The 12,740-nt window shown below is 64.3% G+C and carries 11 protein-coding genes; 5 read left to right on the top strand and 6 right to left on the bottom strand.

Translation table 11 applies throughout. The features are described from left to right. Positions 1-7: 7 nt before the first annotated feature. From ACFWAY_RS25455 to ACFWAY_RS25430, 6 genes are all read right to left on the bottom strand, one after another. Positions 8-862, bottom strand: a complete 855-nt coding sequence (locus tag ACFWAY_RS25455) for an MlaE family ABC transporter permease (protein WP_378512611.1) — start codon at positions 860-862, stop codon at positions 8-10. Continuing rightward, the gene (locus ACFWAY_RS25450; RefSeq protein WP_378512628.1) at positions 859-1,575 is read right to left on the bottom strand and encodes an MlaE family ABC transporter permease; all 717 of its coding nucleotides are present in this window, start codon (positions 1,573-1,575) and stop codon (positions 859-861) included. Before ACFWAY_RS25450 ends, ACFWAY_RS25455 begins: the two co-directional genes overlap by 4 nt. A 581-nt stretch (positions 1,576-2,156) precedes the next feature. Beyond that, positions 2,157-3,395: an acyl-CoA dehydrogenase family protein gene (locus ACFWAY_RS25445; RefSeq protein WP_378512610.1), complete on the bottom strand. Its 1,239-nt coding sequence runs from the start codon at positions 3,393-3,395 to the stop codon at positions 2,157-2,159. A gap of 45 nt (positions 3,396-3,440) precedes the next feature. Next, the gene (locus tag ACFWAY_RS25440) at positions 3,441-3,854 is read right to left on the bottom strand and encodes an SCP2 sterol-binding domain-containing protein (RefSeq protein ID WP_005563683.1); all 414 of its coding nucleotides are present in this window, start codon (positions 3,852-3,854) and stop codon (positions 3,441-3,443) included. A 444-nt stretch (positions 3,855-4,298) separates the two neighbouring features. Beyond that, positions 4,299-4,886 carry a hypothetical protein gene (locus ACFWAY_RS25435; RefSeq protein WP_378512609.1) on the bottom strand — a complete coding sequence of 196 codons (588 nt, stop codon included), beginning with the start codon at positions 4,884-4,886 and terminating at the stop codon, positions 4,299-4,301. 48 nt (positions 4,887-4,934) lie between these two features. Beyond that, positions 4,935-5,495, bottom strand: coding sequence for a flavin reductase family protein (locus ACFWAY_RS25430; protein WP_378512608.1), 561 nt, complete (start codon positions 5,493-5,495; stop codon positions 4,935-4,937). A 227-nt stretch (positions 5,496-5,722) separates the two neighbouring features. Between ACFWAY_RS25430 and ACFWAY_RS25425 the strand changes: the two genes are divergently transcribed. The 5 genes from ACFWAY_RS25425 to ACFWAY_RS25405 are packed head-to-tail and all read left to right on the top strand — an operon-like array spanning position 5,723 to position 12,715. Beyond that, entirely contained in the window at positions 5,723-7,321 is a 1,599-nt protein-coding gene (locus ACFWAY_RS25425; RefSeq protein WP_378512607.1) for an acyl-CoA carboxylase subunit beta, read from the top strand. An 8-nt stretch (positions 7,322-7,329) separates the two neighbouring features. Then, positions 7,330-9,333, top strand: coding sequence for a biotin carboxylase N-terminal domain-containing protein (locus ACFWAY_RS25420; protein ID WP_378512606.1), 2,004 nt, complete (start codon positions 7,330-7,332; stop codon positions 9,331-9,333). Further along, complete coding sequence (locus ACFWAY_RS25415) at positions 9,334-10,113, top strand: enoyl-CoA hydratase/isomerase family protein (RefSeq protein WP_378512605.1); 780 nt, start codon at positions 9,334-9,336, stop codon at positions 10,111-10,113. Beyond that, complete coding sequence (locus ACFWAY_RS25410) at positions 10,113-10,928, top strand: TIGR03084 family metal-binding protein (protein WP_378512604.1); 816 nt, start codon at positions 10,113-10,115, stop codon at positions 10,926-10,928. Before ACFWAY_RS25415 ends, ACFWAY_RS25410 begins: the two co-directional genes overlap by 1 nt. Continuing rightward, entirely contained in the window at positions 10,925-12,715 is a 1,791-nt protein-coding gene (locus ACFWAY_RS25405; protein ID WP_378512603.1) for an acyclic terpene utilization AtuA family protein, read from the top strand. Before ACFWAY_RS25410 ends, ACFWAY_RS25405 begins: the two co-directional genes overlap by 4 nt. Positions 12,716-12,740 lie beyond the last annotated feature (25 nt).

Here is a 12,740-nt window from a genome sequence, read left to right as displayed (position 1 = left end):
CCCCCGTCTAGCCGGCCAGGTTGAAATTGCCGGATGTTCCGTAAATGGCAAGTGAGGCAAACAGAACCACCATCACCACCGCGATCAGTGATGTGCGTACGGCCCGTCCGACCGCCTCGCCTACGCCGGCGGGGCCACCGGCGGCGTTGTAGCCGTAGTAGCAGTGGATCAACATGACCACGGTGGCCATCAGTAAGGCCTCCAGGAAGGACCACAACAGATCGCTCGTCCGCAAGAACGTGAAGAAGTAGTGGTTGTAGACGCCGGCGGATTGACCGTAGATCCCGGTGGTCGTCACCTGCGCAGCGAGGAACGACATGATGACGGCCATGGAGTAGAGCGGGATGATGGCGACGATGCCGGCGATGGCCCTGGTCGACACCAGGTAGGACATCGACCGGATGCCGGTCACTTCGAGTGCGTCGATTTCCTCGCTGATCCGCATCGCACCCAGTTGGGCGGTAGCGCCCGCACCGATCGTTGCTGCCAGCGCGATACCGGCGACCACGGGTGCCATGATCCGGACGTTGCAGAACGCTGCGAAGAACCCGGTCAGTGCCTCCACGCCGATGTTGCCGAGCGAGTTGAATCCTTGGATAGCGGCGAGGGTTCCGCCGGCGAAGGTCATGAATCCCACGATCGCCACGGTGCCGCCGATCACCGCCAAGGCCCCGGATCCCATGCCGATTTCGGCGATCAGCCGGAGGGTTTCGCGCGAGTACGTCTTCAGGGCGTGCGGGGTGAACCGGATGGTTCGCCAGAAGAAGACTGCCTGTTCACCGAGGGATTCGAGGAACCGCAGCGGCGCCGCTGCGACTTTCGACGCTCGTCGTTTGCCGCTCAGACTGTTGGTCACGGTCATCGCCCCGTTCCGTACTTCACGCCGATGGCGGTGACAATCACATTCACCGCGAACAAGGCCATGAAGGCGTACACGACCGTCTCGTTGACGGCGTCGCCGACGCTCTTCGGGCCGCCCTTCACCGTGAGACCACGATGGCACGCCACCAGACCCGCAATGAGTCCGAACAAGCACGCCTTCACCTCGGAGATGATGACCTCCGGCAAGCCGGTGACGAAGGTCAGAGACGACACGTATGCGCCCGGGGTGACGTTCTGGAAGACGACGGAGAAGAAGAAGCCTCCGACGATGCCGATGGTGATCACCAGCCCGTTCAGGAGCAGCGCCACGAGGGTGGAGCCGAGGACGCGCGGGACCACCAGACGCTGGATCGGGTCGATTCCCAGTACTTTCATGGCGTCGATCTCCTCGCGGATCGTCCGGGCTCCGAGGTCGGCGCAGATCGCGGTAGCGCCGGCGCCTGCCACGACCAGAACGGTGACGAGCGGGCCGATCTGGGTGACCGCGCCGAGTGCCGCACCGGCACCGGACAGGTCGGCAGCTCCGAATTCGACCAGGAGGATGTTGAGCGTAAAGACCACCAGAACGGTGAACGGCACCGCGACCAGCAGTGTGGGTAGCAACGCGACACGAACGATGAACCAGGACTGCAGAACGAACTCTCGCGATTGAAACGGGGGCGTGAACAGCGCCCGGAATGTCGCCGCGCACATCTCGAAGAATGCGCCCAGGGGCCGCAGTGCCGATTCGGCCCAGCTCCGAGCCTTCCCGGCCTTGCGGATAGGCGCGTCGCGGTCCGGTGCACGCGGATCTACAGCGAGCGGTGGGGAACCGGTCACCGGTTTCCTCCTCGTTTCAATGGAAAAATGAAGTGTCGAGCGACTGATCGGGCTACTCGGGCCCATTCACAACCAGATATGTTGTGCGCCGCATCACATTTGAATGGTAGGTCTACGCTAGATCACAACACAAGTAAATTTCGATTCACTTCCTCCGTTTGGGGGAGCAATCTCACCCCAAAGTGGCAGGAAACCGCGTCGGAGTTCCCCCCGAGGGGGGATATGGGGATGAGAAAGTGATCCGCAATGTACTTATTCCGATGGGAACGTCCCGTATCGGCGCACGGAACGGCCGACCGCCCAGCGGCAAGGAGACAACCGCCGGCGACGCGTCTACAGGCCCCTGTCGCCCCTGCTGTCGCCCCACGGGCGGATGGGGGGTTCTTGACGCCTACGCGAAAGCCCTCCGGCGTCCTGCTCAGGACAGGAAACCGGAGGGCTTTCGTGGAAGCCGATCAGTCGTTGAGCTGCTCGGGCTGCAGAAGATACTCGCCAATGTACGTGCGAGACTGGTCGGAATTGAGCGGCTGGAACATCGAAGCAGCCGAATCGCGGTACAGACGCTCGAAGATCGCCCCCTTACGGAACGACGACCCACCGGCCATGCTCATGGCGTGCCTGGTCATGTGCATGACGTTCTCGGCGATAAAGGTCTTGGCCAGGCCGATGTACGGGAAGCGGAGCTCCAACGGCCATTCGTCGTCCTTGCCGTCGATGAGTTCCTGGCAGGTCTGGTAGAGCACCCGGCGCGAGATTTCCACCCGTGAGGCCATGTCGCCGATACCGTCGATGATGTGCCCGACGCCGGAGACCTTGGTGTCTTCTGCGACGATGGCGCCGAAGGTGGCGCCGAGGGTCTTCTTCGACAGGGTGGTGCGTGATTCCTCGAGTACGCGGTACTGCATGCCCAGGTAGATGCTCGCGAACATCAGCGATGCCCACTCGAGGACGCCGAACGCGCCGGAGCGCCACTCACAGATGAACCCGTCTTCCGGGACGAAGTAGCCATCGAAGTGGATGGTCTGCGTACCGGTGGCATGCATACCGAGAGCGTCCCAGGTCTTTTCGATGCGGATGCCGTCACCCTGGCCGTTCTCGTCGACGTTGAAGTCGCCGATGAAGAAGCTCTCCGCGTTGACGCGCTCCTGGAAGTCCTCCGGTAGATTTCCCTCGGCATCGGTGATGGTCGCGTTGGTGGTGATGATATCCGCGGCCTCACAGAGTGTTCCCCATGTCTTCTTGCCGTGGAGCTTCCATCCGCCGTTGGGCTGGGGTATGGCCTTCATGTCGGCGAGGCCGCTGAATCCGGCTCGCTGCTCGGAGAACGGACCGAACATGATCTCGCCGTCGGCAACGCGCCCGAGCCAGTACTTGTTCTGCTCTTCGCTCATCAGGTTGCCGGCGATGCCGACCATGATGTAGTGCATGTTGTAGGCCAACGTGATTGCGGAGTCGCCTTTGGACAACTCGCTGATGACCTTCGATGCCTGCAGCAGGTTGCCGCCGGGGCCGCCGAACGCCTTCGGCACGGGAAGGGATCCGAGCCCGGATTCCTTGAACGCCTTGATCGACGGGTAAGCGAACGTGTTTTCCGCGTCGTATTTGGGGCCGATCTCGCGGAAGAACTTGGAAAGCTCTTCTGCCTTCTCGAAGTATGGCTGGAATTCTTCGTCGGTCAGGTCCTGCTCTAGCATGTGCACTCCAATTGCTGTGTCGTTAATGAGTTGTTCGAGCGTGGGTCAGTCGATCAAGAGGTCTTCGCGGCCGTTTTCCTTAAGAAGCTGCTTGTAGACGTCGAACAGGCCGCCGGTGAGCGGGAGAAGCTTGAGCGCTACCGAGCGTTTGCCGTCGAGTTTGACCTTCCGCTGTGCCATCGCGAGGGTGAAGTTGAGCTTGCCCTGCCAGAACTTGTTGCTGTTGTCCGACGACATCCGCAACTGCACGGTGGACGCCATCCCCTCGGTCGCATCGCCCGTGGTGACCTTCTGCCCCGGGAAGTCGATGATCATCACCGCGTCCGGATCTGTCTGGATCAGCTTGATCACCAGACCGGTCCCCGCGGTCGCGTCGATGAAGGTCTTTTCCTTCGTGGCTCTGTCGAAAATTCCACCGATATAGGTGTAGACCTCGTCGGCGTTGGCGAATGTACTCATGTCGACCCTTCGGTTCCGGTGCTGGATGAATAAAGTGTGGCAGCGGTCACTCCGTGTCCACACCCCTCTGAAGAGGGATTTCACCCCCACGTTGGGGAGATAAGTCGGCGACGCAGTTCGAGATGCCCGCACGGGCCTGAGGGTGCTTGTGCGCGCCGGCGACGAGCTCGCCGGTTCCCGAGATGGGCTATTTCGCAACAGTTTCAAGCGGAACGACGGGGAGAGTGCCGGCCGCTTGGACTTGGCAGGACCGGATCGAAGGGTTCGCGCCGGATCTGGCTCGGGGGTGGCAGACGGCGGAAGTGCAGGGTTGCCGGCGCGCCTCATCCGCTTCCGGCGTCCCACAGATCTTCAGGTCGGCGGATGGCAGCGCCCTCCCCGTCGAAACGCGGAAAGGCCGCGTCGTCTTCGACGCGGCCTTCGTGAGCGAGTTACAGCAACGATCTACCGGAGGGGTGTTCGTGCCAGGGCTGCCCCTCTAGGGGGCGGGTAGACGCCTCGCAGCGTTAACCACGGCAGTGACTCGTTTACAACGTGGTCCAGCACTGCGGGTTCCGACATTGGCAGAAGGGTGACGCCGTCGACGACACCGACGACGTACAGATCCGCGATCAGGCTGGCGAGTCCGATGGGCGTGCCGATGTATTCCAAGGACTCGCTCGGCCGTGGGCCCGGCAGCATGCTGTCGAGCGTCATCAGCTCCTTGCGCGCGGTCCGGGCCTCCGGGGCGATGAGCACCGCAATGTCGACGAGCACCGCGATATCGTCGGGATGGCCTCCCTTGGCCTGGATCTCCGCGCGCAGCGTCGCGCGTTCTCGATGAGCTTGGGCCATGTCTGCGGCCTGTATCCGCACGATCGTCGCGTGATCGTGCGGGAGACCGCCGTCGTCGTCGGCTCGGCGCAGGTCAACCCAGCGAGACTCTGGACGTCCCGCCCAGGGGTCGATGCTGAGCGCGGGGTGGTGGCCGTAGCCGTTGAGTTCCGCGGCGATCCTCAGGGCGGGTCGGGACGTTCCGTTCAGGCTTGTCATGGCACATTTTCTCCAGTTGGGGTGCGGGGAGGCAGTGGCCGTGGCGGTCTACGACCCGAACGGTACGGCCCGGTGGTAGCGGCCCTCGTGATACAGCAGTGGGGCCGCGTCCGAGGTTTGGTCGGCGTCAGCGATGTGGATCTCCTCGACCGCCCCGATGACCAAGGTGTGATCCCCGGCCTCGATCAGCTGGTGCACACCGGTCCGCAACCAGCACTGCGTGTCGCGCAGGAGGGGCTCTCCGGTGGACAATGTCACCCAGGCCGATTCGTCAGCGAATCGCTGATCGGCGCTCGCGGAAAAGCGTTGCGCGAGTGGGAGTTGGTGATCTCCGACCAGGTGGACGATCAACGATCGCGCCTGGTGTAGGGCCGCGATGCTCGACGAGGTGTGTGCGATATTGAAGGACACCAGCGGCGGGTTCAGTGACAGAGACGAGAACGAGGTGGCGGTAAACCCGACCGGTCCGTTCGCGGAGTCGAGGGTGATGATCGTGACGCCGGCGGGATGGCGACGAAGAGCCGTCCGGTAGAGATCGGCATCGATAGTGGTGGACGCTCCCGCCCTGTGGGCGGAGTTGTCGAGGGACTGGGACAACGGATTCTCCATTCAAGCGGGAAGGGTTCTCTGCAGCCGACGGCGATCTTCCTCGGCATTTAGTGAAGCTCGATGTACATGAGCTGAGATTGCCGCTGCGTTACCACCTACGATAGCGCCGAGTCGGGGTGATCTCAAGATGTAAGTGTACGGCGATTCACTTTTGGGTTACTCTGGTCACAGCTTCGATGCTCGCCCTCGTCGGTGAGAGTCCCCAGATCTGACAGAAAGGCGTACGGATGCCCGTACTCGACTCGGTGATCGACACGTCATCGGATACCTATCAGGAGAACCGCAGAGTTCAGCTCGCCGCGGTCGACGCGCTCAATGAGCAACTCGAACTCGTCATCGCAGGTGGTGGCCAGCGATACACCCAACGCCACCACGATCGCGGACGCCTACTCGTCCGCGAACGGATCGAGCTTCTCATCGACCGCGATGCCCCGTTCATGGAGTTGTCACCGTTGGCGGCGTGGGGAACTCAGTTCAACGTCGGGGCAGCCATCGTCACGGGCGTGGGCGTCGTCTCCGGCGTCGAAACCATGATCATCGCCCACGACCCCACGGTGCGGGGCGGAACGATGAATCCCTTCACGTTGAAGAAGAATCTGCGCGCGTTGGAGATCGCTCGCGTGAACCGGCTGCCAGTGGTCTACCTGGTGGAGTCGGGCGGCGCGGACCTGCCGACGCAATCAGAACTCTTCGTGTTCGCCGGCAAGATCTTCCACGACCTGAGCGAGCTGTCGTCGATGGGAATTCCGACCATCGCGCTGGTCTTCGGCAATGCCACCGCCGGCGGCGCGTACGTCCCCGGAATGTGCGACTACGCCGTGTTGGTCGACAAACAGGCCAAGGTGTTCCTCGGTGGTCCCCCGCTGGTGAAGATGGCCACCGGAGAGGACGCCAACGACGAGGACCTCGGGGGCGCCGACATGCACTCGCGCGTTTCCGGTGTGGCCGACCAGTTCGCCGTCGACGAGAACGACTGCATCAGAATCGGCCGCGACATCGTCAGCCACCTCAACTGGCGCAAGTTCGGACCCGCCCCGTCCGCGACCGCCGACGACCCGCTGTACGACCCCGAGGAACTCCTCGGCATCGCCTCCGGGGACCCGCGGGTCCCGTTCGATCCCCGGGATGTCATCGCCCGCGTCGCCGACGGCTCGAGGTTCTCCGAGTACAAACCGCGCTACGGGTCGAGTCTGGTGACCGGTTGGGCGTCGATCCACGGCTTTCCGGTCGGAATCCTCGCCAATCACCGCGGCGTCCTCTTCAGCGAAGAGGCCAAGAAGGCCACCGAATTCATCCTGTTGGCGAACCAGACCGACACCCCGTTGATCTTCCTGCACAACACCACCGGCTACATGGTCGGAACCGAGTACGAGCAGGGCGGCATCATCAAGGACGGTTCCAAGATGATCAATGCGGTCACCAACAGCAAGGTCCCGCACATCACGATCAACGTGGGCGGTTCCTTCGGTGCCGGAAACTACGGGATGTCCGGCCGGGCCTACGACCCCCGCTTCATGTTCACGTGGGCCAACGCCAAGCTCGCGGTGATGGGTGCCCAGCAACTCGCCGGTGTGATGTCGATTGTCGGCAAGTCCGCCGCAGAGTCCGCAGGTCGTGAATTCGACGTGGAGGCCGATGCCGCGCGCACCGCCGCGATCGAGCAGCAGATCGAAGCCGAGTCACATCCCTTCTTCATCTCCGGACGCCTCTACGACGACGGCGTCATCGATCCGCGTGACACCCGTGCGATCCTCGCGATCGCCTTGTCCGCCGCCCATTCCAACCACATTGCCGGCCAGCGTGGCTACGGCGTCTTCAGAATGTGAGTACCGCAGTGTCAACGATCACCAAGCTGCTGATCGCCAACCGAGGCGAAATCGCGTCGCGCATCATCAAGACGGCGCGCGAAATGGACATCTCGACGGTGGCGCTCTATTCCGACGCCGATCGGCACTCGCCGTACGTGCTCGAGGCCGACGAATCCATCCACCTCCCGGGCACCACCCCCACCGACACCTACCTGCGGGTCGATCTGGTAATCGCCGCCGCGCACCGAACCGGCGCGAACGCCATCCACCCCGGCTACGGATTCCTCTCGGAGAACGAGGACTTCGCACGACGATGCAAAGCCGAGGGCATCATCTTCGTCGGTCCCTCACCCGAGGCGATCGCCGCGATGGGATCGAAGATCGAGGCCAAACGCATCATGGCGGATGCGGGAGTCCCCGTGCTGCCGGGAATGGTGATCGAGAACGAATCCGACGAAGATCCGGAGCGGCTGCGGGCGGCAGCGGACGACATCGGATTGCCGGTCCTGGTCAAGGCCGCGTTCGGCGGCGGCGGCCGCGGGATGCGGATCGTCACCGACCGCGACGAGATCGCCGAAGCGGTCCGCAGCGCCCGCCGCGAGGCACAGTCGGCGTTCGGCAACGGCACCGTCTTCCTGGAGAAGTTCGTCCAGTCGCCGCGGCACATCGAAGTGCAGATCTTCGGTGACAGCTTCGGCAACGTCGTCCATCTGGGCGAACGAGAGTGCTCCATTCAGCGTCGCTACCAGAAGATTGTCGAGGAGTCGCCCTCGACGGCGGTCGACCGCGAGTTGCGTGAAGAACTCGGCAGCGCCGCGGTCTCGGCGGGTAAGGCGCTCAACTACGAGGGCGCCGGCACCGTCGAATTCGTGATGGCACCCGACGGCGCCTTCTATTTCCTCGAGGTCAACACCCGACTGCAGGTGGAACATCCGGTCACCGAACTCGTCACCGGAACAGACCTGGTGCGCGGGCAGCTCCTCGTCGCCGCCGGCCAGAAGCTGCCGCCCGAGATCGAATCACCGGAGTTCAACGGGCACGCGGTCGAGGTTCGGCTCTACGCCGAGGACGTACCGGCCGGATTCGTGCCGGTGTCCGGGAAGCTGACCACCTTCGAGATCGCCGACCTTCCCGGCATCCGCGTCGACGCCGGATTCGCCTCGGGGTCCACCGTCAGTACCTTCTACGATCCGATGCTGGCGAAGGTGATCGGATTCGGCAGTACCCGGGACGAAGCCTGCGACCGGGTCGCCCGGGCCCTGGACGAATCACTCATCCACGGAGTGACCACCAACCGCGATCTCCTGATCGGTATTCTCCGTGAACCCGAGTTCCGCAACGGGCAGACCGACACCGGCTACCTCGACCGGCACTCGGTCGCCGATCTGACCGCCAGCCGCGTCAACGGCGATGCCACTACCGCGACCCATGCGCTCGTCGCCGCACTTGCCGCTCAGACCGAGCGGCGGGCGACGACGGCGACGCTGCCGGGACTGCCCTCCGGCTTCCGCACCGTCCGCAGCGCACCGCAGGCAGTGCTGTTCCGCAACGGTGACAACGAGATCGAGATCGCATACGAGTTTCTCCGCGACCGGATCAACGCGGCCGCCGACGGCCGCGACATCGAAGACATCGAGCTGATCGTGGCCTCCCCCACTCTCGTCGACGCGGTCATCGAGGGGGTGCGCCGACGCTACTCGATCGTCCGAGACGGTGCCGCGCACTTCGTCAACAGCGCCCTCGGTGCCACCGAACTGCACGAGGTGGAGCGATTCCCCGACCCGAGCGACGTGCAGGAGTCCGGCTCCCTGCTCGCGCCGATGCCCGGCTCGGTCGTGCGGATCGAGGTCTCCGAGGGAGACGAAGTCACGGCCGGGTCTGCCGTCGTCGTGCTCGAGGCCATGAAGATGGAGCACACGGTCAAGGCCCCCATCGATGGAGTGGTGACGAAGATTCCCGTCACCGTCGGCCAGCAGGTCGACTCCGGCACCGTGCTCGCCGTGGTGCACGACGGGCAGGGGGACGCATAGATGGCCCACGACATCTCCACCGCGGCGGTCACCTACGAGGTGCGCAATTCCATCGCCTGGCTCACGATCAACCGTCCCGATGCCCGCAACAGTCTCAACCGCGCGGTCCGAGAGGGCCTGTTCGCCGGCGTCCGGCGCTTCAACGACGACGAATCCGCCAAGGTCCTCGTCCTCACCGGCAGCGGCGACAAGGCGTTTTGCGCCGGCGGGGATCTCAAGGAGATGAGCCAGGAACAACTCACCGTCCCGCCCGTGGACTTCGTCCCCCAGTTCGGGCGGAACATCGAGGTCGACAAGCCGACCATCGCGGCGGTCAACGGCGCCGCCTTCGCCGGCGGCTTCCTCCTGGCCCAGACCTGCGACCTCTGCATCGCCTCGAGTACGGCAACCTTCGCCATTTCCGAGGTGAAGATCGGCCGCGGCTCGCCCTGGGCGGCTCCGCTGCCGCTGATGATCCCGCCGCGGATCGCGATGGAAATCGTGCTCACCGGCGCGGCCCTGACCGCCCAGCGCGCCTACGAGATCGGCTTCGTCAACCAGGTCGTCGAGCCCGGCGAATTGGCCGACGCAACACAACGATTCGCCGAACTGATCGCGGCGAATGCCCCGTTGTCGGTGAGTGCGGGAAAGAAGACGGCCAAGCTGACCGCCGAGCATCCACTGTCCGGCGCGTTCGAGATGGCCGAAAAGATCTGGGAACCCGTGTACCTCAGCGACGACGCACAAGAGGGAATGCTCGCCTTCAGCGAAAAACGGCGCCCCCACTGGAAGGGGCACTGATGGCACTGGACTATGAGGCACTTCTCGACGACCTCGACGTCGAGACCGTACGGCTGATCCTCGTTCTTCGCGACCTCACACCGGATCAATGGGAGATCGATACCCCAGCCGAGGGCTGGGCCCTGCGCGATCAGGTCTCGCATCTGGCCTTCTTCGACGACGCCGCACGAACTGCGATGGAAGATCCCCAGCGATTCCGCGAAGAATCCGCCGCCCTGATTGCCGGCGGAATGGATTTTCCGGACCGGATTGCTCGTGACCTGCGAACGATGTCCCACCAGGACCTGATCGACTGGTTCGTGCACTCTCGAAGCGAGTTGCTCAAGACGCTGCGACGGACCGAGCCGAAGGCACGGATGCCCTGGTACGGACCCGATATGAGTGCCGCCTCGTCGGCAACCGCACGGTTGATGGAGACGTGGGCCCACGGCCGGGATATCTACGATGCCCTCGGCGTACGACATCAGGCCAGTCCGGGTTTGCGCAGCATCGCGCACCTGGGGGTGAGTACCTTCGCCTTCGCCCATCAGCTCAATGGGCTACCGGTGCCCGAGCAGCCTGTCCGGGTGGTGCTGCAAGCCCCGGACCCCGACGCCAATGCGTGGACGTGGGGGCCCGCTGACGCCGAGAACGCCGTCGTGGGTTCGGCCGAGGACTTCGTCCTCGTCGTCACGCAACGACGCCACGTGGCCGACACTCGCCTCGTCGTCACCGGCCCCGTCGCCCGCACCTGGATGGGCATCGCCCAAGCCTTCGCCGGGGCCCCCGGCCGACCCAGTCTCGCCGCCCCGTCAACCACTGGAGGAACCCGATGAGAGAGTCTGACGCTCCGCGTCGGCCGATCCGTATCGGCAACGCATCGGGATTCTACGGCGACCGGCTCTCGGCCTTCCGCGACATGGTGGACGGCAGCCCGGTCGATGTGATCACCGGTGACTACCTGGCCGAACTGACCATGCTCATCCTCTGGAAGGCCCGCAAGAAGGACCCCGCCACCGGCTACGCGAAAACGTTCCTCACCCAGGCCCGTCAATCACTCGCCGATTGCGCCGCCAAGGGAATCAAGATCGTCGTGAATGCGGGCGGCCTCAATCCTGCCGGTCTCGCCGACGAGGTCCGCAAGCTCATCGACGATCAGGGGCTCGATCTGTCCGTCGCGCATCTCGAGGGCGATGACATCCGGCCCCGGCTCGAATCACTTCTGGCCGACGGGCACGAGTTCCGGCACCTCGACAAGGGGCTCACGCTGGCGGAGGCCGGGGTGAGCCCGGTGTCGGCGAACGCGTACCTCGGTGGCTGGGGTATCGCCGCAGCGCTGAGGAACGGTGCCGACGTGGTGATCTGTCCACGCGTCACCGACGCGGCACTCGTTGTCGGCACCAGCGCGTGGTGGCACGGCTGGGGGCGCACCGACTTCGACGCCCTTGCCGGGGCGGTGGCAGCCGGACACATCATCGAGTGCGGCCCGCAGGCAACGGGGGGCAACTATTCACAAATCCGGGAAGTGCACGATCGTCGGTATCCGGGCTCCCCGATCGCCGAAATTGCGCACGACGGGAGCTTTGTCATCACCAAGGACCCCGGAACCGGGGGCCTGGTGTCCGTGGGAACCGTCACGGCCCAGTTGTTGTATGAGATCGATGGCCCCCTCTATCTGAACCCGGACGTCGCCGCGCACTTCGAGACCATCGAGATCACCCAAGAAGGACCCGACCGAGTCCGGGTGGCCGGAACCACGGGAAGCCCCCCGCCGCCCGACCTGAAGGTGGCGATGAACTACATCGGCGGCTTCCGCAACACGATGACCCTGGTCCTCACCGGACTCGACATCGAAGAAAAGGCCACCTGGGCGGTCGACGAGCTGTTCGAGATCCTGGGTGGGAAAGAAAAGTTCGACGACGTCGATATCCAACTGCTCCGCTACGACATTCCCGACCCGCCCACCGCCGCTCAATCGACAGCGCACTTGCGGGTAACTGTCAAAGACGCCGATCGCACCAAGGTCGACCGCGCGTTCTCCAACTCGGTCACCGAGATCGCCGTCGCCGGCTATGCGGGTTTCCACACCACCACTCCGCCGTCTTCGGCATCGGAGTTCGGTGTCTACTGGCCCTCGCTCATCCCGGCGAACGAAATCGAACATGTGGTCCTCCATGCTGACGGAACCAAGGAACTCATCGACCACTGCCCGCGGACCCAGAGACCGGCACTGACGCCGGCACCGTCGACGCCGCACACGGACGTGGCCGACGCGGTATCCACCGCTCGTCTGCCCTTGGGGTCCGTCGTTGCCGCCCGCTCCGGCGACAAGGGCGGCAAGGCGAATGTCGGTGTGTGGACCGATACCCCGGAGCGGTGGGACTGGCTGCGCCGGCACCTGACCGTCGAGAAGTTCATCGACCTGGTCCCCGAGGCGGCGTCCTTGCCCGTACACCGCTACGAGCTCCCGAACCTTCGGGCACTGAATTTCGTCATCGTCGGGTTCCTGGGCGACGGCGTGGCGTCCTCGACCCGCACCGACGCACAGGCCAAGAGTCTCGGTGAGTACCTGCGAGCCCGGCACACCGACATCCCGACGACATTGCTCCCCGAGACCAACTGACGCCACCGGCGGCGACCGCCGCCCC

Source organism: Rhodococcus sp. NPDC059968 (assembly GCF_042738615.1).
GTDB lineage: Bacteria > Actinomycetota > Actinomycetes > Mycobacteriales > Mycobacteriaceae > Rhodococcus_F.
This window is presented reverse-complemented; position numbering and strand designations above follow the sequence as displayed.